The 26,340-nt window shown below is 46.1% G+C and carries 24 protein-coding genes; 22 read left to right on the top strand and 2 right to left on the bottom strand.

The window, feature by feature from the left end:
* Window positions 1-588: 588 nt before the first annotated feature.
* From SG35_RS16880 to SG35_RS16855, 6 genes are all read left to right on the top strand, one after another.
* Window positions 589-1,350: a LytR/AlgR family response regulator transcription factor gene (locus tag SG35_RS16880; protein WP_044831653.1), complete on the top strand. Its 762-nt coding sequence runs from the start codon at window positions 589-591 to the stop codon at window positions 1,348-1,350.
* 211 nt (window positions 1,351-1,561) lie between these two features.
* Entirely contained in the window at window positions 1,562-3,640 is a 2,079-nt protein-coding gene (locus SG35_RS16875; protein WP_044831652.1) for a sensor domain-containing protein, read from the top strand.
* Window positions 3,641-4,275: 635 nt separating this feature from the next.
* Window positions 4,276-5,085, top strand: coding sequence for an SAM-dependent methyltransferase (locus tag SG35_RS16870; protein WP_044831651.1), 810 nt, complete (start codon window positions 4,276-4,278; stop codon window positions 5,083-5,085).
* Between the two features lie 88 nt (window positions 5,086-5,173).
* The gene (locus SG35_RS16865; RefSeq protein WP_044831650.1) at window positions 5,174-5,455 is read left to right on the top strand and encodes a hypothetical protein; all 282 of its coding nucleotides are present in this window, start codon (window positions 5,174-5,176) and stop codon (window positions 5,453-5,455) included.
* A gap of 41 nt (window positions 5,456-5,496) precedes the next feature.
* Window positions 5,497-5,790 (top strand): hypothetical protein, encoded by a 294-nt coding sequence (locus tag SG35_RS16860; RefSeq protein WP_044831649.1) that lies wholly within the window; start codon window positions 5,497-5,499, stop codon window positions 5,788-5,790.
* Between the two features lie 40 nt (window positions 5,791-5,830).
* Window positions 5,831-7,648 carry a GGDEF domain-containing protein gene (locus SG35_RS16855; RefSeq protein WP_084692572.1) on the top strand — a complete coding sequence of 606 codons (1,818 nt, stop codon included), beginning with the start codon at window positions 5,831-5,833 and terminating at the stop codon, window positions 7,646-7,648.
* Between the two features lie 106 nt (window positions 7,649-7,754).
* On the opposite strand, the gene rne is transcribed toward SG35_RS16855, so the two are convergent.
* The gene (rne, locus tag SG35_RS16850; protein WP_274055098.1) at window positions 7,755-11,180 is read right to left on the bottom strand and encodes a ribonuclease E; all 3,426 of its coding nucleotides are present in this window, start codon (window positions 11,178-11,180) and stop codon (window positions 7,755-7,757) included.
* Between the two features lie 646 nt (window positions 11,181-11,826).
* Here rne and rluC point away from each other — a divergent pair.
* Together rluC and SG35_RS16840 are read left to right on the top strand one after the other, a co-directional pair.
* Entirely contained in the window at window positions 11,827-12,789 is a 963-nt protein-coding gene (rluC, locus tag SG35_RS16845) for a 23S rRNA pseudouridine(955/2504/2580) synthase RluC (protein ID WP_044831646.1), read from the top strand.
* The gene (locus SG35_RS16840; protein WP_044831645.1) at window positions 12,789-13,439 is read left to right on the top strand and encodes an HAD-IA family hydrolase; all 651 of its coding nucleotides are present in this window, start codon (window positions 12,789-12,791) and stop codon (window positions 13,437-13,439) included. The genes rluC and SG35_RS16840 overlap by 1 nt, the downstream gene beginning before the upstream one ends.
* A 76-nt stretch (window positions 13,440-13,515) precedes the next feature.
* Here the strand turns inward: SG35_RS16840 and SG35_RS16835 are convergent, their stop codons facing one another.
* On the bottom strand, window positions 13,516-14,112 hold the full coding sequence (locus SG35_RS16835) for a Maf family protein (RefSeq protein ID WP_044831644.1): 597 nt from the start codon (window positions 14,110-14,112) through the stop codon (window positions 13,516-13,518).
* A 118-nt stretch (window positions 14,113-14,230) separates the two neighbouring features.
* Between SG35_RS16835 and yceD the strand changes: the two genes are divergently transcribed.
* The 14 genes from yceD to SG35_RS16765 all read left to right on the top strand — a co-directional run bounded on the left by yceD (window position 14,231) and on the right by SG35_RS16765 (window position 26,068).
* Entirely contained in the window at window positions 14,231-14,743 is a 513-nt protein-coding gene (gene yceD, locus SG35_RS16830) for a 23S rRNA accumulation protein YceD (protein WP_044831643.1), read from the top strand.
* 23 nt (window positions 14,744-14,766) lie between these two features.
* Window positions 14,767-14,937 (top strand): 50S ribosomal protein L32, encoded by a 171-nt coding sequence (rpmF, locus tag SG35_RS16825; RefSeq protein ID WP_084692570.1) that lies wholly within the window; start codon window positions 14,767-14,769, stop codon window positions 14,935-14,937.
* 11 nt (window positions 14,938-14,948) lie between these two features.
* Window positions 14,949-15,977, top strand: a complete 1,029-nt coding sequence (plsX, locus tag SG35_RS16820) for a phosphate acyltransferase PlsX (RefSeq protein ID WP_044831642.1) — start codon at window positions 14,949-14,951, stop codon at window positions 15,975-15,977.
* A 190-nt stretch (window positions 15,978-16,167) separates the two neighbouring features.
* The gene (gene fabD, locus SG35_RS16815) at window positions 16,168-17,109 is read left to right on the top strand and encodes an ACP S-malonyltransferase (protein ID WP_063888633.1); all 942 of its coding nucleotides are present in this window, start codon (window positions 16,168-16,170) and stop codon (window positions 17,107-17,109) included.
* A 2-nt stretch (window positions 17,110-17,111) separates the two neighbouring features.
* The gene (fabG, locus tag SG35_RS16810) at window positions 17,112-17,846 is read left to right on the top strand and encodes a 3-oxoacyl-ACP reductase FabG (protein ID WP_044831640.1); all 735 of its coding nucleotides are present in this window, start codon (window positions 17,112-17,114) and stop codon (window positions 17,844-17,846) included.
* A 177-nt stretch (window positions 17,847-18,023) separates the two neighbouring features.
* Window positions 18,024-18,257: an acyl carrier protein gene (gene acpP / locus SG35_RS16805; RefSeq protein WP_044831639.1), complete on the top strand. Its 234-nt coding sequence runs from the start codon at window positions 18,024-18,026 to the stop codon at window positions 18,255-18,257.
* 138 nt (window positions 18,258-18,395) lie between these two features.
* A complete protein-coding gene (gene fabF, locus SG35_RS16800; protein ID WP_044831638.1) occupies window positions 18,396-19,628 on the top strand; it encodes a beta-ketoacyl-ACP synthase II in 1,233 nt (410 codons plus the stop codon).
* Window positions 19,629-19,718: 90 nt separating this feature from the next.
* Entirely contained in the window at window positions 19,719-20,510 is a 792-nt protein-coding gene (pabC, locus tag SG35_RS16795) for an aminodeoxychorismate lyase (RefSeq protein WP_044831637.1), read from the top strand.
* Entirely contained in the window at window positions 20,507-21,505 is a 999-nt protein-coding gene (gene mltG, locus SG35_RS16790; RefSeq protein WP_044831636.1) for an endolytic transglycosylase MltG, read from the top strand. The genes pabC and mltG overlap by 4 nt, the downstream gene beginning before the upstream one ends.
* Window positions 21,506-21,644: 139 nt before the next feature.
* Entirely contained in the window at window positions 21,645-22,277 is a 633-nt protein-coding gene (tmk, locus tag SG35_RS16785; RefSeq protein WP_044831635.1) for a dTMP kinase, read from the top strand.
* Window positions 22,277-23,269, top strand: a complete 993-nt coding sequence (locus SG35_RS16780) for a DNA polymerase III subunit (protein ID WP_044831634.1) — start codon at window positions 22,277-22,279, stop codon at window positions 23,267-23,269. The genes tmk and SG35_RS16780 overlap by 1 nt, the downstream gene beginning before the upstream one ends.
* A 10-nt stretch (window positions 23,270-23,279) precedes the next feature.
* A complete protein-coding gene (locus SG35_RS16775) occupies window positions 23,280-23,606 on the top strand; it encodes a PilZ domain-containing protein (protein ID WP_044831633.1) in 327 nt (108 codons plus the stop codon).
* Window positions 23,607-23,668: 62 nt separating this feature from the next.
* The gene (locus SG35_RS16770) at window positions 23,669-24,436 is read left to right on the top strand and encodes a TatD family hydrolase (RefSeq protein ID WP_044831632.1); all 768 of its coding nucleotides are present in this window, start codon (window positions 23,669-23,671) and stop codon (window positions 24,434-24,436) included.
* A gap of 402 nt (window positions 24,437-24,838) precedes the next feature.
* A complete protein-coding gene (locus SG35_RS16765; RefSeq protein WP_044831764.1) occupies window positions 24,839-26,068 on the top strand; it encodes a nucleoside recognition domain-containing protein in 1,230 nt (409 codons plus the stop codon).
* Window positions 26,069-26,340 lie beyond the last annotated feature (272 nt).

Raw genomic sequence — 26,340 nt, 5'->3', positions numbered from 1 at the left:
ATTTTTACCTGTTGTTAAGCTAGCTTTATAGAGTGCCAACAACACTAGTCGATACACTAATGACAGAAACTATGTGATGAGCGGTTGTTATTGAGGTGTGGATGGCGGTGATTGAAAACGGTTGATTTCGCCTGTCGATAAGGGGAAAAATCAGCCTGTTTTTTATAATTTTTTTAGTGCTCATTTACCTTTGATGCAATTGGTTTACATCACGATTACATGTTGTCTAAGAAATGAATGCTTACCTGTGACAGTAGGTGATTTTGTTGACGATGATCTATGTTGCCAATGGGGCTAATAACAAGTTAATTTGTCGGTTAAACGCTGGCTTTTCAATCGATCTGTGTTTAGGCAGAGATTGGACTCAAGTTGCTTGCCGTTATCAGACGCTATTCCCACTGGCCGGCCTCTTTCTCCATTTTTTAGTTGTTGCCTTTATGTTTGTCCGCCCGGTTCTCTGCCGACGGCAAGACTTATTGTGCGGGCTGAAAAGTGGCAGTGGGCTGATGTCATAGCTTAATCGCATCTTTTTACCCGGAGATTGAGATCTTGTCGGGGACTTTATCTTTATTAGATGGGGGGAGGGAAATGCTGAAAGTCTTAGTGGCAGACAGAGAAGTCGTTGCACAGGAGAGTATTGTGCAATTACTTGAAAATGAGGCTGATGTCGAAGTGCTGCCCGGCATTAAAGAGGGTCGCCTGGCATTGGAGATCTGCCGGAAGCAGCAGGTGGACATTATTTTCCTTGATGTTGAAATTCCCGGGATTAACGGGCTGGAACTGGCGCGGGCGTTAACTGAAATATGCCAGGTTATCTTTGTCAGTAGCCATAAAGGCTATGCCCTTGATGCCTTTGAACTTAATGCCGTTGATTATTTGTTAAAACCGCTTGAGGCAAAGCGGTTTTCTCGTGCCTTCAATAAGGCGAAGGCCCAGCTGCAAACAGAGCGTGATAATCAGATGCAGGATATGGTTTCCCTGATGCAGCATTTAATGACCAAACAAGAAAAAACCTATAAGAGCCGCCTGGTGATCAAAGACCCCGGGCATATCCGGTTAATAGATGTTGATCAGGTTAATTATATTACCGGAGCGGGTAATTACGCCGATGTCCATATGCTCGAAGGTAAACATTATTTACACAGGGAAACCCTGACCGCTTTAGAAAGGCAGCTTGATCCCAAGGAATTCTTGCGTATTCACAGGTCCACCATTATCCGCAGCAGCAGTGTTAGTGAGTTGTATCCTAATGATAATGGCGATTATACCGTGATAATCAAAACCGGTGAGCAATTGACGCTGTCCAGAAGAAATAAGAATAAACTGGAGCAGTTAATTGGTTTAGTTTAGCGTAAAAGGCAATAAATATGGCTATTTCCCGGTGATACCTTGTTTGAAGCTTACTGTTTGTACAGCCTTTCTGGCAGAATGCTAAACTTGATGCCGGGAAAGGAAATCATTTCTATACTCTTATCATCGCTATTAAATGATAAGTCAATTCTTCTGCCAAGTTCATTATTACTTTTTCCAGTAAAGCCGGCGCTTACCTTAAGGATGATAAATGGTTGCTACAAATGATCGCCTTAATGTCTCCTTATCCTTGAGCAAGCATGAACAATTATATCGTCAAATGTTTGAGAAAAATCAGGCGATTAAGTTAATTATTGACCCTGCTCAAGGACGTATCCTTGAGGCCAATGAAGCGGCGCTCAGGTTTTATGGTTATGATAAAGCAACCTTTGTCGGTATGTTGATCACAGAGCTGAATACCTTAACAGAGGAAGAAGTTAAGCAGGAAATGCTGTTAGCTAAAAAAGAAGCCCGTGTTTTTCATAATTTTCGTCATCGTTTGGCCAGCGGCGATATACGGGATGTTGAAGTATATTCCGGTCCTATCACGGTAGAGGATAAAACTTTCCTTTATTCGATTATTTTAGATGTCACCCGCAGAAAAAAAGCCGAGCAGGCCTTGCTTGAAACGGAGCAAAGGCAAAGAGATTTGCTCAATAATACCTCTTCTGTTATTTATACTAAAGATCTCAGCGGGCATTACTTGTCGATTAACCGGGCCTATGAATTGTGTTTTGATGTCAGCGAAAGTGAAATACAGGGGAAAACGGATTTTGATTTATTCCCGGAGGAAGTTGCCCGGAAATTTCGCCGAAATGATCTAAAAGCCATCAACCTTAACCAGCCGGTGGAATCGGAAGAAACGGTGCTTACGGCCAATAAACGCCAAGTCTTTCTTTCGGTGAAATTCCCCTTGAAAAATGCCCGGGGGGAGATATATGCCGTGTGCGGTATTTCCACGGATATTACCCAAAGAAAACTGGCGGAAGAAAAGATCCAGCATCAAGCCCATTATGATGCCTTAACCCGGTTACCGAACCGTTTTTTGGCACTTGAAAGGCTGGCGCAAATGTTAAATGAAGCACAGCGATCGGGTCATCAAGTTGCGGTGCTGTTTATTGATCTAGATGATTTCAAAAAAATTAATGACTCCCTGGGACATGAAGTTGGCGACAAAGTACTGGTTGAAGCCGCCGGGCGTTTACAGGGCGTAATACGTCAGGTTGATGTGGTCGGTCGTCTTGGCGGTGATGAGTTTATTATCTTGCTGGGCGGCTTGTCGGGAGGCGTAGATGCCAAAGCTATCGTTGAAAAAATGCTGCAACAATTTCACCGGGCGTTTTACATTGACAGTCGTGAGCTCATTCTCACGGCAACCGCCGGCATAGCCGTTTATCCTGAGGACGGCCGTGATTCTTCTACCTTGTTGCGTAATGCCGATATGGCGATGTACCAGGCAAAAGCCCTAGGGCGAAATACTTATTCGTATTTTAACGAAAAAATGAACCGGGATGTCTCCAGGCGGCTTGAGCTGGAACAAGCAATTCGTGGCGCCTTGCAGCGTCAGGAATTTGAAGTGGTGTACCAGGTGCAGGTAAAGGTTAACAGTGGTGAGATAATCGGGGCCGAAGCCTTATTACGCTGGTATAACCCTAAACTGGGTCAGGTATCCCCGGTAGAGTTTATTCCCATTGCAGAGCAAACCGGTTTGATTATTGATATTGGGCAATTTGTGCTGACACAAGCCTTATCTGTACTGGCCAGCTGGCAGCAGCGCCATCATCGAGCGTTAAAAATGTCGGTAAATTTATCTCCGAGGCAGTTCAGGGATATTAAACTGGTGGATATGATTGAGCAGGCACTGATTCAGGCCGGGGTTGCTGCCAATTGTCTGGAGTTGGAGATCACTGAAGGCGTGCTGATGAGTGGCCATTCCTATATCAAAAAAACATTGTCGGCATTAAGTGTGTTAGGCATTTATCTTTCAATGGATGATTTTGGTACCGGTTATTCATCATTAAATTATTTGCGCCAGTATCCGTTTGATGTCCTTAAAATAGACCGTAGTTTTGTCCAGGGCATTACCACAGAGTCAACCGACAGAAAGTTAGTCAATGCTGCTATTGCCATGGCTCATGGCCTGAATTTAACTGTGGTGGCTGAAGGAGTGGAAACCCAGGAGCAACTGCATTTGTTAAAAAGCCTCAATTGTGATTTTGCCCAGGGATATTTGTTGGGCAAACCTTGCCGGGCAAAGCAGTTATTGGTACTGGAGTTGATGCCACTATAAAAGGTGAGGGACAAGTTAAGACAATAAAGCGATTGTGTCTGGTTTTAGTTTAGTCGGCTGTCAGTATTTCATTACAGCTGCACCATTGCTTTTCGGTTCACAGGTAAATTTTTCATTATTTCCTTAAAAGGCAGGTGATACTTTCGCCTGGGAAAAAATGCAAGCAGTTGTAAAATAAATTAAAGTGGATCATTCTAGTTAATCCCTTAAATAACCCTAGTTTTTTTAAGGGATTATGGTGTGATTGCATTTGACATGGTTATGATCTGACCTAAACTTAGTGGCATCTGTCCTCGGGCTAGGACCTGTCAGTTTAGATTAAGAGAGGGAGCTCTTGATATCCCGGTTATTTTAAGACTTATATCGATGTTTTATTATACTCTTTCGTGAAATAGTGCCGTTAATACTGATATTTTCTTTCAATACCACTAGCAAACTTCCCGATAACTATCCTAAGCGTTTCCTGGCTTTAATAACATTAACTGTGCTTTAACTTTAGGATGGAAATAACAAGGTAGTTTTTTTAACAATCAATTTTATTCGGTTCAGCAAGCTAAACCAGGTATTTAACTGGTGTGCGAGTTAATAAGCCTTTAGCAATGGCATAAAAAGAACAAGAACAATAGGTGGTTAAAATGAATGAACAACAAGGAAGTATCGTTTGTGTTGGCGTAGGTATGACTCTGGGCTCCCATTTAAGTCCGTTATCGAGAAGTTATATTGAACAGGCCGATGTGGTCTTTTCTCTTGTTTCAGACGGCCTGGTTGAACAGTGGATCGGTCAAATGAATCCTGATGTGCGCAGCCTGCAACCTTATTACCATGAAGGTACGTCCCGGCTGGTTTCCTATAACGCTATGGTTGCTGCCATGATAGCAGAAGTTAAAGCGGGGAAAAAAGTTGTCGGTGCCTTTTATGGCCATCCCGGGGTTTTTGCCTGTGTGCCCCACAAGGTCATTGAACAGGCCAGGGCTTTGGGATATTACGGGAAAATGGAGCCGGGGATTTCAGCCGAAGATTGTCTGTTTTCAGATCTTGCCATAGACCCGGGACAATTTGGTTGCAGTCATTTTGAAGCCAGCCAGTTTATGTTCTATAAACGCATCATAGATCCCTCTGCGTACTTGATCTTATGGCAGGTAGGCATAGCCGGTGATCTTTCTTTAAGTAAGTTTTCCACCGGTGAGAGTTACCGTCAGGTACTGATAGATATATTATCCCTTCACTATCCTAAAGATCACCAAGTGATATTATACGAGGCGCCGACCTTACCTATTCACAGCCATCGTATCGAGAGTCTTCCCTTGTCATCCTTGCTCCATGCAGAGATTCATGGTTATACCACCTTAGTTATTCCTCCCTGCCAGGAGCTTATTCGCAATATGGAAGTTTTACAGCGATTAGATGCCATCGACAAGGATCACAAAAATATCAAGCTTGTCTAATCTATCAACCAAAAGAGGAGGAAATTAATCTTATAGTTCAATTAGTTAAAAATATTTCATTTTTAGTCAACTGAGTTAAGGAGATATTATGAATAGCATAACGGATGTACTGGAAAAAATTGGTCAGCAGTCGAATTTAAAATATTCGACTGAAGTAGACTGTGAGTTACAGTTAACCGAAATGCGTGTACCTGCCGTTATACGAAAAGTATTGATTGCCAACGATAAATCAGAATTAGCGCAGTTGTCTGATAACAAAAAGGATATCATCTGCTATGTCTCTGCGCCTGCAAAGGAGCATGAAATGCCAAAAGATGATAATAAACCCGCTGAAGATGAACCTAAGCAGGGTGAGCAAGAATCGGCTTAAGATAATGAGTTGATTTAATAATATACTTATAAGGATTTATTATGTCTGACGTAATTGGAATACTTGAAAATATTGGCTGTAATGCCTCGCTAAACACCGAAGTCCTTAAAGATAGTTCTATTTTGTTACGGCAAGCGAATTTTAATCATGATATCTGCTCTGTGCTTATCTCTGATAATGCTAAGGAAATTAGCTTATTAGCTGGGGCTGGCACCAGTGCATGTTGTTACATTTCGATAACGGATGTTCCGGATGACTTTAGTGTTGAGAATAAGGCCGACATAGGACCGCTAACGGCTGTACCTGAAGACAGCAGATGCAGACAAGTCGCTTAGGGATAAGCGATTGAACTTTCTGTCTTGTCATAAGTGCAGGATGATGTTGCCTAGAATTTCTTCATTCTGCACTTATATCTTATTGTGCTTATGCTTTGAGAGTGCGGCGCAGAAAAATTACTTTATCGACAGGTTTGAACAATACAGAGAAATTGAGCGGCTTATTTATCAGGCGGATAAACAACGGACCTTAGATCGCAAATTATTTAACTCGATTGTTGCAAAATTAAGGACAAAACAAGCTTTGTTATCTCAGGAGCAAGCGCTTTATTTAGCCTACTTTATGGGATACCAGAAAGTGATCGGCGGAGATGTGCAGGCGGCGCTGACGCTATTAAATAAAGTTATTAAACAAGATGAATATACCGTTTTAAAGCACAGGGCCATTATTACCAAAGTTAATATTTATTCCACCAGCGAAAATTACAGTGAAGGCTTTACTGTCCTGAATAAGTTGTTACCGCAGCTTAATGAAATGAAGGGAAAAACAAGTTATCCGGACGCACTCTTTGCGGTGGCAAATTTTTATAACCGTCTTTCAATTTATCACTTAAGCCAACAATATGCCTCGAAATTACAGGCAAGCAACCCTTCACTGCGCCACATGTGCCTGGCGAATATGTTGACGGTAGAGTCTAATTTCTTTTTAAAGCAGCTGACGGTGGAAGGCATCAAGAATATCAATGTCAGCCATTGTGAAACCGTTGGCGAGACGATGGCGTCTAATTTTATTTACGTGATTATTGCGGAGTTATATTTAAATGAAAATAAACCCCAGTTGGCGCTTGATTTGCTTTTACGGCAATTACCTTCGGTAAAACGGACCGAATATTATTTACTCATCAGCCGCTTTAACTCTTTCATTGCCCAGGCGTATTTTGACTTGGGGAATTTTGCTGAGGCAGAGCGCTATGCCAATATGGTTATTGAAAGGATCAGGGCGGATCACAGCTCTATGTCTATTGTCAGGGCCAGTAAAATTCTGTACCAGATTAATCGGAAAAATAACAACCTTGCGTTAGCGCTAAAATATCATGAGCTCTACATGGCCCACGATAAACTTTATAATGATGATTTGAATAAGCGCAGCATTACTTACCAGATAGCGGAAGAAAATAACCAGCAAAAAAACTTGAGGATCAAATTATTGGATGAACAAAATAGAAGGCTGTTATTGGAGAAAGTGCTCAATGAACGTACCAGAGAAAAAGACCAGCTCTTGATCCTGTCGCTTATGCTGATTGTCGCGATCTTGGCTTATTGGACCTATAAGTCAAAACTCACTCAGCGAAGGTTGAAAAAAATGGCGGAATACGATGAACTGACCGGTATTCTCAATCGTCGCTGCTTTAATGAACTTTCCGATACCGCTATCAAATATTGCCACCAAAGCGGTCAGCCTATTAGTTTGATTTTATTTGATTTAGATGAGTTTAAAGCTATCAATGATACTTATGGCCATCAGGTAGGAGACTGGGTCTTGAAAAATACCATCATGACCTGTCAGAAACTCTGCCGTAAAAATGACATTTTTGGTCGTTTTGGCGGGGAAGAGTTTACCATTCTCTTACCCGGTTGTGATAATGATAAAGCTTATGAATTGGCGGAATCATGCCGCAGTGTGATCAGTGAGATCTCAACGGTTGAAACCGGCTATAACTTTAAGATTTCTGCCAGTTTTGGTATCTGCTCGTCGGAAAATGGCTCTTATAGTTTAAATGAAATTGTTAAAGCAGCAGATGAGGCCATGTATCATGCGAAAAGCTCGGGACGTAACCGGGTCAGTATTTATGGTATAGATATGCCTAATACCGTTGAAGAGCCTTGCTTGAGTGAAACGGCAACAACACTGGACTAGAGCATATAGTTTGCGGTTATAAAAAATCCCCGACTGCATCAACAGTCAGGGATTTTATTCTTACCTTCAAATTTATTTGGCTGTTTGCCTGAGCTCCGAATACCCTTTAAGGTTTAGTCGGACCGGCAGCACTTCGGCTGGTGGCATCCGCAGCAATGGCGTTTTTACCCGAAGTTAATGCCCTTTTCCTGTCTTCGGCGGCGAAGAAGGCCGTGGGCAGCTCATTAACGGTATTAATGGTCACAGGCTTGGTCATAGGTGAAGAGGCTTTACCTTTCAAGCGAGTGTCGCCATTGGCTTTCAGGCGCTTTTTCTTCGCTTTGGCCGGTTTTTTCACCGCTTTCTTCTCTGCTGAGTCTGCTTTTTTCGCACGTTGCTCGCTCGTTTGAGTTTCACTTGCTTGTGGCTGTTCAGCCGAGACTTCTTCAAGCGGCAGCTGCTGCTGTACTTCTTCGCTCGGCTCAGGGGTTACTGCATCTGCCTGGGCTTCAACAACCGGCGCCGTTTCTGCTGCTTCAACTGCTTCAGTTTCAACTACCGGGGCAGTTTCTGTTGCTTCATCTGCCCGGGCTTCAACAACCGATGCAGTTTCTGCTGCTTCATCTGCCCGGGCTTCAACAACCGGTGTAGTTTCTGCTGTTTCATCTGCCTGGGCTTCAACAACCGGGGCAGTTTCTGTTGCTTCATCTGCCCGGGCTTCAACAACCGGGGCAGTTTCTGCTGTTTCATCTACTTGAGTTTCAACAACCTGTGCGGTTTCTGCTGCTTGAGTTTCACCTACCGGGGCGGTTTCTGCCGCTTCAACGGCTTGAGTTTCAACTACCGGGGCGGTTTCTGCCGCTTCAACGGCTTGAGTTTCAACTACCGGGGCGGTTTCTGCCGCTTCAACGGCTTGAGTTTCAACTACCGGGGCGGTTTCTGCCGCTTCAACGGCTTGAGTTTCAACTACCGGGGCGGTTTCTGCCGCTTCAACGGCTTGAGTTTCAACTACCGGGGCGGTTTCTGCCGCTTCAACGGCTTGAGTTTCAACTTCCGGGGCAGTTTCTGCTGCTTCAACTACTGGAGCAGTATCTGTTGCTTCAGCGGCTTGAGCTTCAACTTTCGGCGTTGCCTCTGCTGCGTCTACACCAGGTGCTGTTGCCTTGGTGCTGGCTGGTACCTGCTCAGGGTAGCGGGAAACGACTGGATCTTCACTCACTTCATTACTCGCTACGGCTTCGCCGTTGCTGGCTTGCTGCTCGCTATCGCTATTTGCACGACGACGACGTTGTCCATGGGAGCGTAAATGCCTTGGAGAACGACGGTTTCTAGGTCTTTCTTCACGGCCGGCTTTTTCCACGTTTTCTTCCGCTTGAACCTCAACACCGGCTTGCGCTGTAACAGCAGGGGAGCTCTCTTCGCTTTTCGCCGGGGCTTTGTCCTTAGCTGCTACCGCCTCAGGAATGGGTTGAGCGGCGAGGTTTTCAGTGCTGGTCTCTGCGGCATTTTTGATGCGTATCTTTTTACGGTTACTGCGACGCTGACGACGCTCGGCCACTTTTTCTTCTTTTGGCTTTTGCGTTTTACTCTGCTCAGCCTTACGCCCTTGCTGTTTTGCCCTGTTGCTGTCACGGGAATCGCGGTTTTCACGGCTTTCTCTATTGTCACGGCTGTCACGGTTATCGCGAGAGTCTTTGTTATCAGCTCTGTTATCGGCTTTATCACCGCTGCGACGGTTCTTACGCTGTGACTGACGGTTACGGCGAGGACGTCTTTCCTGCTGTTCTTCTGCTTTGGCCGGCTTTTTCTCTACCGGGGCAGGCTCTGCTACCGGTGTTTCAGGTGCAGCAAACAGCTTTTTCAGCCAGTTGAACAGGCCGGAAAAAACACCTTCCGATTGTTGTTCTTTGGCTTTCGCTGCCGGTACTTTTTCTGCTGATGCCGGAGCCCGTTTAGGAGCAGAGAGTCCCTGAACAATAGGCTCATCTCTTTTGCTGGCTTCTTTATTAAACTTGGGCATGACCGCTTCTTCGGTTTTCGCCTGTTGGATTGGCAGCTCATAGCTGGCATCATCAACGGATTCATCCTTACGGACCCTTAATACTTCGTATTGCGGTGTATCCATATGGGGGTTAGGGATGATCAGTACATGGACGTTGTGGTGTTTCTCAATATGAAATACCGAGCGTCGTTTTTCGTTTAACAGGTAAGTGGCAACAGGTACCGGTACCTGGGCCTGTACATGCAGGGTATTTTCCTTGATCGCCTCTTCTTCCATTAAGCGAAGAATGGACAGCGCCAGAGATTCTATACCGCGTACGTGACCGGTACCGTTACAGCGCGGACAAATGCCCTGGCTGGTTTCGCCGATAGACGGACGCAGACGCTGGCGGGACATTTCCAGCAAGCCGAAACGGGAAATGCGTCCCAACTGGATGCGGGCCCTGTCCTGGTGCACGGCTTCGCGCATGCGGTTTTCAACTTCCCGTTGATGGCGTACCGGTGTCATATCAATAAAGTCGATCACCACCAGGCCGCCTAAATCCCGCAGCCTTAACTGACGGGCAATTTCTTCTGCCGCTTCTAAGTTGGTATTAAAGGCGGTCTCTTCGATATCGCCGCCTTTGGTTGCCCGGGCGGAGTTGATATCGATGGAGGTCATGGCTTCGGTGGGATCAATGACGATTGAACCGCCGGAAGGTAATCTCACCTCCCGTTGGAACGCCGATTCTATTTGCGTTTCAATCTGGTAGTGGGTAAATAACGGCACATCGTTATTATAAAGTTTCACCTTGCTTAAAAAGTCGGGACGCACCACTTCAATGTGCTTTTTCACACTTTCGTAAATTTTCGGACGGTCAATCAAGACCTCGCCGATATCGCGGCGCAGGTAATCGCGGATCGCCCGTAAGATCAAATTGGTTTCCTGATGGATCAAGAAGGGGGCAGGGCGGCTCTTGGCGGCATCGTCAATGGCTTTCCAGTGGTGCAGCAGCACGCTTAAATCCCACTCCAGCTCTTCGTAGGATTTTCCCACGCCTGCGGTGCGTACAATCAGGCCCATGCCTTTAGGCAGGTCAAGTTTGCTTAAAGAGGCTTTGAGTTCGGTGCGCTCATCCCCTTCGATGCGGCGGGAGATGCCACCGGCTCTGGGGTTGTTGGGCATCAGTACCAGATAGCTGCCGGCAAGACTGATAAAGGTGGTTAACGCCGCGCCTTTTTGGCCGCGTTCTTCTTTATCGATCTGGACAATGACTTCCTGGCCTTCACGTAACACTTCTTTGATATTCGGGCGCCCCTGGAAGGTATAACCTTTAGGGAAGTAGTCGCGGGCAATCTCTTTCATCGGTAAGAAACCGTGCCTTTCGGCGCCGTAATCGACAAAAGCGGCTTCTAAAGAAGGCTCAATGCGGGTGATTTTTGCCTTGTAGATATTGGATTTTTTTTGTTCGTGGCCGGGACTTTCGATATCAAGATCGTAAAGACGCTGACCATCAACCAGGGCTACACGTAATTCTTCCGACTGTGTAGCGTTAATTAACATACGTTTCATAGTGTGCGTGACTCTTTTTTTAGTCACAGCATGCTACTTGCTTAATACACAAAGCAATCTTTCGCCATGGTAACAGCAGCTTGTCAGCCTCACGGTTGTCAATCTTACCCGGCCCTTGTTGCCGGGTAAGCTGTTAGTATAAATTCTGATTGTATTTTCCCACGCTCACCGGATCTTTGGCGGGCGTGATTAATTGTCTTTATGCACTCAGCAAATATAATATGCTGTGCCTGCTATTCAGCGGTGCTTGACTCGTTAAAGTGACTGACTTTGGTGGACACTGCTTTATATGTCGCTACTTTGCCAATAAGCCAGCCACCCGGATTAAGATAAGTCCGTCTGCTGAATATGATTACAAAATTGCTTTCTTGCGCGGGACAAGCTGTTTATGCAGCTCATTCGACAGGTTACATACGTCGAACTTTGCAACAGGTCTGACTGTTAATATGTCGCAGATATTTCAATGGCGCATATTAATGTGACCGCATTTTGCCTCTTACGTTTCGCTAAAAGCTTCCTAAATTCATGTTACGGCGATACTTTTGCCCGTAACACCTTTATTATCCCATTATATTATTGTATATAGCAATGAATTCCCGGTTTTTATTCTCCTAAAAGTGAAATTAATTGTGTTAAACTGCCCGCCATGAATGAAATTAAAAAACCTCAAGTCAGATTTATCACCATTGACAGTGAAGACGCTGGCCAAAGAATCGACAACTTTTTATTGAAAACCCTGAAAGGGGTACCCAAAAGCATGATTTACCGCCTGTTGCGCAAGGGGGAGATCCGGGTCAATAAAAAACGGACTAAACCTGAATATAAACTTGTAGATGAAGATGTGCTGCGCATTGCACCTATTCGTGTCAGTGAAAAAACCAACGAGGTTTCAACATCGCTTAATGTGGTGGCAAACCTGGAAGGGCAGATTTTATATGAAGATGAAATCCTGATCGTGATCAACAAACCTTCGGGTATGGCGGTACACGGCGGCAGCGGCTTAAGTTTCGGCGTCATCGAAGCCTTGCGGGCACTGCGCCCGGAAGCGAGAATGCTGGAGCTGGTGCACCGGCTGGATCGGGATACCTCAGGTTGCCTGGTGGTGGCGAAAAAACGTTCGGCGCTGCGCAATTTACACGAGCAGTTACGCAATAAAAAAGTGCAGAAATTCTATCATGCCCTGGTCAAAGGGCGCTGGTCGCCGAAATTAACCCGGGTAACCGAGTCGCTGAAAAAAAATGACCTCAAATCCGGGGAGCGGGTAGTGGTGGTCGATAATATTAACGGCAAGGAGTCGGAAACCCGCTATAAAGTGATCCAGCATTATAGCAATGCCACCTTAGTACGGGCTTTTCCTGTGACCGGACGCACGCACCAAATCAGGGTGCATTGCCAGGTGAAAGGACACCCTATCGCCTGCGACCCCAAATACGGCAATGAAGACTTTGACGGCGATATGAAAGGTATTGGGGTAAAGCGGCTGTTTTTACATGCCGCCAGCATAGAATTCACCCATCCCAGAACTGAGCAAAAACTAAAAATCGAAGCGCCTTTGGACAAAACCCTTGCCAAGGCATTAAAACAACTGACTGTGGCCAATAACGGATAATGCAAGATTACCAGCTGATTATTTTTGACTGGGACGGGACCCTGATGGACTCCGTTGCCAGAATCGTGTCGAGTTTGCAGGGAGCGGCCAGGGCGGCTTCTTTGCAGGAGCCTTGTTTTGACAGTGCTAAACAGATAATAGGATTAAGCCTGCCTAAAGCCATGCAAACACTTTTCCCCGAAGATAAACATTTGCATGAAATGCTGATAGGACAGTATAAGCATCACTACCGGGAACTCGATGCGATACCCACCCCTTTGTTTGACCATGCCGATGAGTTACTCAGCGGCTTGAAAGCGGCGCAGAAACTTCTGGCGGTTGCGACGGGCAAAGGCCGGTCGGGACTGGAAAGGGTTTGGCAGCAAAGCAATAGCGGGCATTATTTCCATGCCTCACGCTGCGCCGATGAAAGTGAGTCAAAACCCCATCCCGATATGATACACAGTTTATTGTCGGAGTTGACTATTGAGCCCGAGCAAGCACTGATGATCGGAGATACCAGTTTTGATCTGGAAATGGCGCAGCTTGCCGGGGTGGACAGCGTTGGGGTAACCCATGGCGTACACCCAAGTGAAGTATTGGCGCAGTATCAGCCTAAAGCTATCGTTGATTCTTTGCCTGAACTGGCTCAATTACTGTTACCTCAGTAAGGTTTCACTGCACCTGAGTTCCTGTTATCTGAGCAGGCTATTTCCAGCAAGGAAGTATCCTGCTCACTGCTGTTGATTATAATTTTACCTGGTTGGCCAGGACATCCAGTCCCTGGGCCTTTAACATCGCTACCAGCTTAATCAGTGGCAGGCCGATCAAAGTATTGGGATCTTCCCCTTCAAGTTTTTTAAACAGGCAAATGCCCAAACCTTCACTTTTAAAGCTGCCGGCGCAGTTGTAGGGCTGTTCGGCATGCAGGTAATTTTCTATGTTCTGTTGGCTCAGGGGATTAAAATGTACGGTAAAAGGCACCACCTGGCTCTCGGTTTGCCCTGTGTTGCTATTATAAAGAGCCAACCCGGTATAAAAAGTTACCGCCTTATCGCTGAATTGACTTAACTGCTTCACGCCGTTTTCAAAGGTATGAGGCTTACCCAGGATCTGTCCGTCGCAAACCGCAACCTGATCTGAGCCTATGATCAGGGCGTTGGGAAATTGTGATGCAACCGCGCGGGCTTTTTCACCGGCCAGACGCTCGACCAGGGCCTGAGGGCTTTCATTGACCCCGGCGGTTTCATCGATGTCGGGTTTGGCGCACTCAAAGGCCAGGTTCAGTTTGGCTAAGATACTTTTACGAAAAGGAGAGGTGGAAGCTAAAACCAGGGTTTTCATTTTTAATACTCAAAAAATAATCAGATAAATGCTAATATTGGGCCTATCATGCGTTTTTAAACAAATTTCTCTAATTTCTTTTGACACATGCCTTTGCTGGCTTTATGATGCGCGCCTTATGAAAAAACTTAAACTTCCGATCACGATAGACCCTTACAAAAGCGCCCAGCGTCGGCTGGAGTGTGAAGGCATCTTTGAAATGTCGGGGATGAACAGACTGCTTGCTGCATGTGAACCATGCGACGGGCAAGTTACAGTTAATGTAGATTTTAATGTGGATGAACTTGGACTGGTGGTTATATCAGGCAAAGGCTCGGCATCAGTTGCATTAACTTGTCAGCGGTGTACTGAGGTATATGAGCAGGCACTGGAAGTAGATTTTACTTTCAGTCCTGTGAAAAATGCCGAAGCGGCTGCTGAATTGCCGTCATATTATGACGCAATTGAATTAGATGAAAATGGTGAAGTCAACTTGCGTGAATTGGTGGAAGATGAGCTCCTGCTCGCCATTCCCCTGATTCCCAGGCATTCCATCGAAGACTGTCAAGCGCCTGCCGACAGTGTTTGGGGTGAATTGCCGGAAGAGCTAGAGAAGCCGAATCCATTTGATGTATTAAAACAACTCAAGTAATTAACCGATTTTAGGAGTAGACTATGGCAGTTCAAAAGAGCAAAAAGTCTCGTTCAAGACGTGGCATGCGTCGTTCACATGATGCATTAACTGTAGAGAATTTATCAGTTGACGCGGTTTCAGGTGAGACTCACCGTCGTCACCACGTAACAGCTGATGGCTTTTACAAAGGCGTTAAAGTTATCGCTAGATAAGCGACTTTGCGTTGAAAAATCTAACCATAGCGTTAGATGTTATGGGGGGGGACAAAGGCCCCCTTATAACAATCTCTTCTGCGATCATGGCAATCGAGCAACAAGCCAACCTGCATTTGATCCTGTGCGGCGATGAAAATATCATTTTAGCCGAACTCAAAAAACAAAGCTTCAGCAAACATCCCAGACTCTCCATTTTCCCGACCACAGAAGTGGTGGAAATGACAGACAAACCTTCTTCAGCGTTAAGATATAAAAAAAATTCATCTATGCGCAAAGCCGTTGACCTGGTGCATCAGGGCAAAGCCCAGGCCTGTGTCAGTGCCGGCAACACCGGGGCCCTGTTTGCCATCGCCCATTTTGTCCTTAAAACCTTGCCCGGGGTTGAGCGCCCGGCGCTGATCACTTCGCTGCCAACACACAGGCAAGACAAGCATGTGTTTATGCTGGATCTCGGGGCTAATGTTTTTTGTGATGCCACCGTGTTATATCAGTTCGCCGTGATGGGCTCTGTGCTGGCGGAGCAGGTGGACGGATTAAAGCATCCTAAGGTGGCTTTGCTTAATATGGGGGAAGAAGAAATCAAGGGCAGTGATCACATCAAGTTGGCCGCCTCTGAGTTGGCCGCCAACCCCGAGGTGAATTATATCGGTTTTGTTGAAGGCAGTGATATTTTTACCAATAAAGCGGATGTGATTGTCTGTGACGGTTTTGTCGGTAATGTTGCCCTGAAAACCTGTGAAGGGGTCGCCCGATTAGTTTATGAAAAAGCAAAAGTTTTCTTTAATCAGAGTTTTTTTGCGCGATTATTGGGCAAACTGTTGACACCGGCCTTAAAAAAACTGCTTAAATCCCTGAACCCCGACCAGTACAACGGGGCAAGTTTGATAGGATTGCGGGGAATTGTTGTCAAGAGCCATGGTAATGCCAATGCCAAGGCCTTTTATACTGCCATTATGGAGGCAGTCAAAGAGGTTGAAAGGCAGGTACCGGATAAGATAAAAGCTAAGCTTGAACAGGGGTTGTTACCCAAACCCTAGACCCTGCCTGAGACAAGTATGTTGCGGGTATTTTTACGGGCAATAGAGAAGATAAGCACTATCGACCGGTTTGCTATTTTATATTTTTTTTATATATCATGGCCGTTTGTTTCTGAACAGATTCTTTATCACTGATCCCAAAGCTTATTTGCGGATTGGTTTTACTTTAAAATTCATTAGGTTTTAAAAAATGCAAAATAATTTAGCGTTTGTTTTTCCCGGACAGGGATCTCAGGCTGTTGGTATGCTTGCAGATTTTGCTGAAAACGATATCGTCCAGGCAACTTTTAGCCAGGCGTCACAAGCTTTAGGTTATGACTTATGGCAGCTGGCTGCCCAGGGACCTGCGGAAAAATTAAACCAAACCCAATTTACCCAGCCGGCGTTATTAACTGCCAGTGTCGCTTTATGGCGCTTATGGCAGTCACAAAGTTCAGCTAAACCTGCTGTACTTGCCGGACATAGCTTAGGTGAGTATTCTGCGCTGGTATGTGCGGGCGTGCTCTCACTTGAAGATGCGGTGAAACTGGTTGAAAAACGTGGCTTATTGATGCAGGCCTGTGTGCCTGAAGGTGTCGGGGCCATGGCCGCGATCATCGGCTTAGCCGATCAGTCCATTATTGATGCTTGCGCTGAGGCAGAGCAGGGAGAAGTTGTTGCTGCCGTAAACTTTAATTCTCCGGGGCAGGTGGTGATTGCCGGTCATAAAGAAGCCGTCGCCAGAGCCGGTGATTTATGTAAAGCTGCCGGTGCCAAGCGGGTGATGCCTTTACCTGTGAGCGTGCCTTCTCATTGTGCCTTAATGAAAGATGCCGCAGATAAGCTGGCCGTTGAACTGGAAAACATTACTTTTACTGCGCCAAACATTCCGGTGATCAATAACGTCGACGTTAAGGTTGAAGACGATGTTGCCGCCATTAAGCAGGCCCTGGTTAAGCAGTTATATCATCCGGTACGCTGGACTGAAACCATAGAAAAAGTTGCCGCCCAGGGCGTCACGGATGTGGTTGAAGCAGGTCCGGGTAAAGTGTTGCAGGGGTTACTCAAACGTATTGATAAATCATTGACTTGTATTGCTGTCAATGATTCCGACACATTAACAAAAGCGTTAACGTCATTTAAACAGGATTAATTATGATTTCATTAGAAGGTAAGGTTGCCTTAGTCACAGGTGCCAGCCGCGGCATAGGTAAAGCCATTGCCAGTCAACTTAAAGCGCTTGGCGCTACGGTGATCGGCACGGCTACATCGCCTAAAGGTGCCGACAATATCAGTGAATATCTCGGCCAGGGCAACGGCCTGGTGCTTAATGTCACCGATGATAACTCCATCAGCGAGATGTTTACCACCATCAAAGAGCAGCACGGCGGCATTGATATCCTGGTAAATAATGCCGGTATCACCCGCGATAACTTGTTTATGCGTATGAAAGACGAAGAATGGCAGGATATTATTGAAACCAACCTTTCTTCTGTCTTTAAGCTCAGCAAAGCGGTGATGCGTCCGATGATGAAAAATCGCAATGGCCGTATTATCAATATCGGCTCGGTTGTCGGTACTATGGGCAACGCCGGCCAGGTCAACTACGCCACAGCTAAAGCCGGCTTATTAGGTTTTACCAAATCGCTGGCAAGAGAAGTGGCTTCACGCGGTATCACAGTCAACACCGTTGCCCCAGGCTTTATCGATACCGATATGACCCAGGAATTGACGGATGAGCAAAAACAGGGCATTTTTGCCCAGGTACCTGCTAACCGCTTAGGTAAGCCGGAAGAAATTGCGACTACGGTGGCGTTTTTAGCCTCTGATGCCGCCGCCTATATCACAGGTGAAACTATTCATGTCAATGGCGGCATGTACATGGTTTAGTTATTTTATTTAAGGGCTTGTCTTTAACGCTTGCTCTCAACATAAAATAAGTATAAATATAAGACAGGCAACAGGTTAGACCAGCATAAAAAGTAAATTAGATGCTTGCATGGGGCGCTGTTGCCGAATACACTACACGCAATTTGTAAAATTGCATTTTCTAGCAAAGGAAGAAAAATGAGTACAATCGAAGAACGCGTAAAAAAAATAACTGTTGAACAACTGGGTGTGAGTGAAGCAGAAGTAAAAACTGAATCATCTTTCGTTGATGATTTAGGCGCCGACTCACTTGACACAGTTGAGTTAGTAATGGCGTTAGAAGAAGAATTCGACACAGAAATTCCTGATGAAGAAGCTGAAAAAATCACTACAGTTCAAGCTGCCATCGACTACGTTACTGCAAACCAGTAATGTGAATAACCCGGCGATTCCAGCCCTGTAAACAGGTGCTCGACCGGGTTTTATTTTCAAAATTTTATATGCTTTACCCTGAGGGTAAAGCATAGATCTCCATCCCGTTATTCAATTCTATCGGAGGCAACTCATCCTATGCGACGTGTTGTAGTTACCGGTCTTGGAATGCTTAGCCCTTTAGGCAATTCTCCAGAAACGACTTGGCAAAATTTACTGCTTGGCAAAAGCGGTATCGGTTCTATTGAGCATTTTGACACCTCGGAATATCCAACCCGTTTTGCCGGTTTGGTTAAGGGCTTTGATGCCCAGGATTATATGGCAAAAAAAGATGCCAAAAAAATGGATCTTTTTATTCAGTATGGTGTTGCTGCTGGGGTGCAGGCTGTAAAAAATTCCGGCCTGGAAATTAATGAGGAAAATGCTTCCCGTATCGGGGTTGCTGTTGGTTCTGGCATAGGTGGTTTAGGTTTAATCGAAGAAAATCACGAAAAAATGCTTAAAACCAGCCCGCGCAAATTATCGCCGTTTTTTGTGCCTTCCACTATTATCAATATGATTTCCGGCCACTTGTCGATTATGTTCGGTTTAAAAGGCCCGAATATCTCAATCGTTACCGCCTGTACCAGCGGCGTGCATAATATCGGCCATGCCGCCCGTATGATCGCTTATGGCGATGCCGATGCCATGGTGGCCGGTGGCGCAGAAAAAGCTTCTACCACTTTAGGTATGGGGGGCTTTGGTGCCGCACGCGCCATGTCCACCCGTAATGAAAACCCGCAAATTGCTTCACGTCCCTGGGATAAAGACAGAGACGGTTTCGTCCTCGGAGACGGCGCGGGTGTGATGGTGCTGGAAGAATATGAGCATGCCAAGGCGCGCGGCGCGACAATTTACGCCGAATTAGTTGGTTTTGGCATGAGCGGCGACGCCTATCATATGACGTCGCCGCCGGCGGACGGCGAAGGCGCAGCGCTTGCCATGTCAAATGCCATTAAGGATGCCAGGCTGGATAAATCGAAAATCGGTTATATCAATGCCCATGGTACGTCGACGCCGGCCGGCGATATCGCAGAAAGCAATGCGGTAAAATCGGTTTTTGGCGAACATGCTTATAAGCTCATGGTCGGCTCGACCAAATCCATGACCGGGCATTTATTGGGCGCCGCCGGTGCGGTGGAAGCCATTTTCTCTGTCCAGTCGCTGATGCATAATGCTGTACCTCCTACCATCAACCTGGATAATCCGGGCGAAGGTTGTGATCTTGATTATATTGCCCATACCGCGCGCGATGTTAATTTAGATTATGTTTTATGCAACTCGTTCGGCTTTGGCGGCACCAACGGTTCATTGATCTTTAAGAAAGTTTAATTAATCAATAAATTGACTTGAAGTCATCAGCTTAAGCCTGAATACTAGTGCAGTATTCAGGCTTTTTTATTATCTTGGTATTCCATTTATATGCTTTATTGTCAGGTCAACGGCCAGCAGACCAATGTTTTGTCAGTCAGCGACAGGGGATTTGCCTATGGTGACGGCATTTTTACCACGGGAACAATTAACACTGGCTGCCTTGAGCTGTGTAGCGAACATCTTTTAAGGCTTAAGCTCGGCTGCAGTAAGCTGCAGATAACACCACCTGACTGGGTAACTCTGGGTGATGAACTTAAGCAAATTGCTGCTCAATTTCAAAAGGCGGTGATGAAAGTGATCATTACCGCCGGACAGGGCGGACGGGGTTATTCACGTCTTGGCACCGGGGAACCTGGTGTGATCATCCAGGTACATGCCTTTCCTGAGCATTATGCTTTATGGGCGCGTCAGGGGATCACTCTAGGTATAGCCGAGCAAAAACTGGGCTTAAACCCCATGCTGGCAGGGATTAAACATTTAAACCGCCTGGAGCAGGTGCTTATCCGTCAGGAGCTGGATCAGTGTGAGGAAGACGATCTCTTAGTGATGAATCTCAGGGATGAAATTGTTGAAACCAGTTGTTCAAATGTTTTTTGGCAACAAAACGGGCACTGGTTTACCCCTGAGCTTAGTGATAGCGGGGTCGAAGGTTTGGCCCGGGCTGCTATGCTGGCAAAACTTGGTCAGGTAGAGATAGTAAAGGCGGGCTTGTCGGCGCTTGATGATATTGATGCCATGTTTATCTGTAATACGGTGATGGGAGTCGTGCCGGTGCGGGTATTTAATTGCCGTGAGCTTGATATCTCCCGGGTATTGACCCTTGAGAGTAGTTTTTCGTGATCAAAAAAATTCTTTTATTCCTGCTATGTCCCTTATTACTGATGCTGGCTTTGGCTTACGCCTTAATTGAATATCAGGTCAGGCAGCCCCTGGTTTTGGCAGAAGATACCTTACTGACGGTTAAACCCGGTACCCATGCCGGTTCTTTTTCCCGCTTGCTGGTTAAAAAAGGCTGGCTGGATACCCGGTTTTACCTTCGCAATTATATCCGTTTGCATCCCTCGCTTGCCGGGCTTAAGGCGGGTACCTACCAGGTCGAGGCGGGCATGAGTTCGCTGGCATTGGTCCACCGTTTGGTACAGGGCAAAGAGCATCAGTTTAGCGTCACTTTTATCGAAGGCTCCACTTTCAAGCAGTGGCTTGAACTCTTGGCCAAACAGCCAAGGTTAAAGCAGAGCTTAACTGGGCTTTCGCTAAAACAAATTGCAGCACAATTGTCGCTGGAGGCTGAAAATCCCGAAGGCTGGTTTTTCCCGGAAACCTATGCCTATACCTCGGGAACCTCAGATTTGGTGATCCTGGCGCGGGCACATAAGAAAATGCGCAATACCCTGGATGAGTTATGGCGACAAAGAGCTGAGAATTTACCTTATCGCTCGCCTTATCAGGCGTTGATCATGGCATCGATTATTGAAAAAGAAACCCGCCAGTTGGCGGAGCAGCCGCTGATCGCCTCTGTGTTTATTAACCGCCTGCACAAGGGCATGCGTTTGCAAACCGACCCTACTGTGATCTATGGTCTGGGGGAAAGATATAAGGGAGATATAAAACGCTCCCATTTGCGGGAGAAAACCGCCTATAATACCTACCGTATTAACGGGCTGCCGCCAACGCCGATCGCCATGCCGGGTTATACCTCACTCAAGGCGGCATTAAATCCGGCAAGCAGCGATTATTTTTATTTTGTCAGCAAAGGCGATGGCTTTCATGTCTTTTCAAAAACGCTGGCGCAGCATAACCGCGCGGTTAGCCGCTATCAGTTGGGAAAACACTGATTGCTAGGGGCTGCAAGATCAAGAAACCCTCTGTTTCCCATTCGGGTTTCCCCGGACAGGAAAGCCGGGGCTGAAATTTTTAAAGAGTTGAGCGAAGCCGGTGTGTTTCGTTGCTCATGCTAAGTTAGGTAAGAAGTAAATGAAGCGTGGAAAATTTATTGTCGTCGAAGGCATGGAAGGTGCAGGAAAATCATCGGCGATAACGGTTATTGAAGAGCTGCTTAAGCAGTACAAGATTGATTTTATCAATACTCGCGAGCCCGGCGGTACTCCACTGGCGGAATCGTTGCGTGACATGGTTAAATCTGCCGAACATGAGGAAACGTTAACCCAGGAAACCGAGCTGTTATTAATGTATGCCAGCCGCAGCCAGTTATTGGAAAACCGCATTTTGCCCGCCCTTGAACGCGGCCAGTGGGTTATAGGTGATCGCCATGATTTGTCTTCCCGTGCCTACCAGGGAGGCGGCAGGCAATTTGATGATAAAGTGATCCAGGCGATTGCCGATGTCACCCTCAAAGGCTTTACCCCGGACCTGACTCTCTATCTGGATATCGACCCCAAACTCGGCTTATCCCGCGCCCAGGCCAGGGGAACCCTTGATCGTATCGAGCAGGAAAAGTTTGATTTTTTCACTCGGGTACATGACAAGTACCTTGAACTGGTAAGCGGTGACAGCAGCATTCAAACCGTCGATGCCAGCCAGAGTATGGCGAAGGTGCATCAGCATATTGCGACTGTTATTGGCAACTACCTGCAGGAAAATGCTTAATGCAAACCTGGTTAGTACAGCATCAGAAATTATTGTCACAACAGTTGGCACAGGGTAGGTTAGCCCATGCCATCTTGCTGGCGGGTGTTGCCGGTGCGGGGAAATTATCTTTGGCAAACTGGTTGGTGCAGGTGGTTTTGTGTCGCCAAGTACAAAAAAATAATGACCAGGGCATTTTATCGCCCTGTAATAGCTGTAAAGCCTGCCGCCTTTACCATCAGGGCAGTTACCCTGATTTTCTTAGCGTGACCAGTGACTCGAAAAATATCGGCGTCGATGATATCAGGCGCATCAGTGCTTTTGTCGAAACAACTGCGCATTTAGGCAAAAATAAAATAGTTTTGCTGCCTATGGCGGAGAAAATGACCACAGCGGCCGCCAATGCCTTATTAAAAACGCTGGAAGAACCGGGGTTATCCTGTGTACTGATTTTGGTTTCAGACGATCTGGATATGTTATTACCTACCATTACCAGTCGCTGCCGCTTATACGACATCAGGCCTTTATCGGGGCAGGCTCTGCTTGAAAGCCTTAACCGGGGACAGACACAAGAGAATCTTTTTGCTAATGTCAGCCAGTTGCCTGAGCTGACCGATGAGCAGGTTCACGAACAGTTTCGGCAATTTACGGCTCGTTTACTCGATTTTATCATTAAAAGGCAAAACCGGGGGGCGTTACTGGCCTTGTTAAATGAAAATACTTATGCTTTTCGCTGGCTGGAGTATATGCTTGTGACTATGGCCAGGAGTCAATATAATTGGCTTAGCTGGTCTGCACTGAGGGTCAAACTCGTCACCGCAGAGGGAAAAAGTGCTGCCACAGGAGCTGCACCGGGCGATGCAATAGGGCAGCTTCCCGATAGCGAGACGATTTGGCAAATTTATCAGCTTGTTGTTGGCTGTATTAAACAGCTAAAGTCTATGGTACAGGTAAATGCTGCTTACTTGAGTGAAAAACTGCTGGTCGATATTGAGACCAGGCTAGATAAATAAGAAGGCTGATATGACAGAGATAAGTTTAGAGTTTGTTAATGACAAAGACTTGTACCTGGCCTATATGCCGTTTTTAAAAGCCGGCGGTTTGTTTGTCCGTACCACGGAGGCCTATGAATTGGGGGCCGATATCATGCTTGAAGTGGCCTTACCGGACTCACTGGAGAGTTCGCAGGTAAAAGGAAAAGTTTGCTGGATAACGCCGGTAGGGGCCCAAAACGGCACACCTCCCGGGATAGGGATCAGTTTTATCGAAGATCCTGATAATTTACGCAACCAGATTGAAAAAGTCCTGGGGCGTCACTTGAATTCGTCCGAGCCCACCTTAACCATGTAAGTTTTTCTGTCGGCTTACATCCATTTTTTATTTCTTAATTTATTCACTGAAGGGGAATATTTTTGTTTATTGATTCTCATTGTCACTTAGATCGTTTGGATCTGGCTGAATTTGACAATAACCTGGACAATGTCGTTAAAGCTGCTGAGCAAGCTCAGGTTAATGAGCTTTTATGTGTCAGTGTCACCCTGAAAGACTTTCCTGCTATGGTCGAAAAAACCCGGGATTATGCCAATGTGCGTTTGTCCTGCGGCGCACATCCCCTGAACCAGGAAGAAGCAATTGATGAACAAGAGTTACTGGCATTAGCGCAGCATGAGCGGGTCATTGCCGTCGGGGAAACCGGTCTTGATTATTTTTATGCGCCAGAGACCAAGGCATTACAACTTGATGCCTTTAGAAAACATATTCGGGTGGCGAGAAAAATAGCGAAACCCCTGATCATCCATACCCGGGATGCCCGTGAAGACACCTTAACCATTTTAAGGGAAGAGCAGGCCGAACAAGTAGGAGGCATATTACATTGCTTTACCGAAAGCTGGGAAATGGCGGAGCAGGCGATGGCAATGGGTTTTTATATCTCTTTTTCCGGCATAGTGACGTTTAGAAATGCCAGTGCCCTTAGGGATGTTGCGAAAAAAGTGCCGGATGATAAATTCCTTATTGAAACCGATGCCCCCTACCTGGCGCCTGTACCCCACAGAGGCAAACAAAACCAGCCGGCATATGTAGTAGAAGTGGCAAAACATCTGGCCAGTATCCGCGGCCAGTCGGTAGAAGAAATTGCCCGGTTATCGAGTGAAAACTATAAGCGTCTTTTTTCCCTTTAATCACTGCCGCCATAAAAAGGCAGATAAAAAATGGCCCGAAACCATATCAGTTTCGGGCTCAGGGTAATGGCTCAATGGGGTTGAGCCTTGCGCTAATAAACTTGTATCAACAAAAGATATTAAATGATCCGGTAAAATTAAGTGTAGTGGAAACCTAAAGTATTGCGAACTTATTGCAAATAAATTTCGTTTATATTTTTTATTGTTCTTAACTTATTGTTTTCCCTCGGTTTGATGATAAGGTTTTCTTATCCGTTTTCAGGTGTTATCAACAAGCTTTTATCTGGATATCTACGTTTAATCCACTTGTTATCCACATGTTTGGCAAGTGTTTTTTACTGGGCAGTCTACATCAGATATGGCATGATCATTTGCCTGACGTCATCACAGGTAACTTTGTTTGTGCTAAACCGGATCTGGATCAGCTTTTTTCTTATCGCTTTTATTTCAGCTCTTTATCAATGGCTTTTTGCTGGGAATGCCTTGGTATTTGAACAAATTATCAATGCTATTTTTGATATGGCCAAGTTGACGGTGGAAATCGCCATCGGTTTGATCGGTATTCTCAGTTTTTGGCTGGGCATGATGAAGATCGCCGAACATGGCGGAATTGTGGCGAAATTAGCCGAATGGATTTCTCCCTTGTTTAGCCGTTTAATGCCGGAAGTTCCCAAAGGACACCCGGCTATGGGGTCGATGACCATGAACCTGTCGGCAAATTTTTTAGGCCTGGATAATGCGGCAACCCCTTTAGGGTTAAAGGCTATGCAGGATTTGCAGCAACTTAACCCCAAAAAAGATACCGCCAGCAATGCACAGATTTTATTTATGGTGCTTAATACCTCCTCGGTGACCCTTTTCCCCGTGTCGGTTTTTGTTTACCGGGCCCAACAGGGAGCGGTAAACCCGACGGATGTGTTTGTGCCTATCTTGCTGGCAACCTTTGCTTCAACCATGACCGGCTTAATGGCGGTGGCTTTTGTACAACGAATTTCCTTGGTTAATCGGGTGGTGCTCGTTTATTTGTCTTGCGCCATGGCCCTGATTGCTGCGCTGGCGGTTTATTTTGCCGGCTTAGGTTCGCAGGCATTGGCTGCGCAATCTTCCTTGCTGGGCAATTTACTGATCCTGTCCACTTTAGTGCTTTTTATGCTGGTGGCTATGAAGCGTGGTATTAATGTCTATGACAGCTTTATCAGCGGTGCCAAGCAGGGCTTTGAAGTCAGTATCAAGTTGATCCCCTATTTGCTGGCGATGTTATGTGCAATTGGCGTATTCAGGGCCAGCGGCGCCCTGGATCTTATTGTTGATGTTATCCGCAGCTTAGTTAACGGTCTGGGCTTTGATAGCCGCTTTGTTGATGCCTTGCCGACGGCCTTTATGAAACCTTTAAGCGGCTCGGGGGCCCGGGCTATGATGGTTGAAACCATGAATAATTTTGGCGCAGACTCTTTTGCCGGGCGCTTAGCTTCAATTATTCAGGGCTCGACCGAGACGACCTTTTATGTCCTGGCGGTTTATTTTGGCTCGGTCGGGATAAGGCACAGCCGCCACGCCGTCAGTTGCGGATTAATTGCCGACCTTGGCGGCATCCTTGCCGCTATGTCGGTTTGTTACTGGTTTTTTGGCTAGCACTTCCTGCCTCTGCTTCGAGTATCCGAAAATGTGAATATTTTCCTATGCCGCAGGAGAATATTCCCGGGGCAGAATTTTGTTATAACAGGAAAATATTCTTATTTTATCTATACTAGAAAACACCGCTTTTCTTAAAGCGATGTTTTCTATTTTCGTTATTAACTATCGTCAATATTTGATCGAAGTGAGTTGAACATGGCCAGGAGCAGGTTTTTTATTCGCATCGGGCAACAGGTATATCTCCGGCCTGTGAAGTTTTTGCTTTTACC

The organism is Thalassomonas actiniarum, from assembly GCF_000948975.2.
Classification (GTDB): Bacteria; Pseudomonadota; Gammaproteobacteria; order Enterobacterales; family Alteromonadaceae; genus Thalassomonas; species Thalassomonas actiniarum.
The sequence above is the reverse complement of the archived record's forward strand: the minus strand, read 5'-3'. Positions and strand labels throughout refer to the sequence as shown.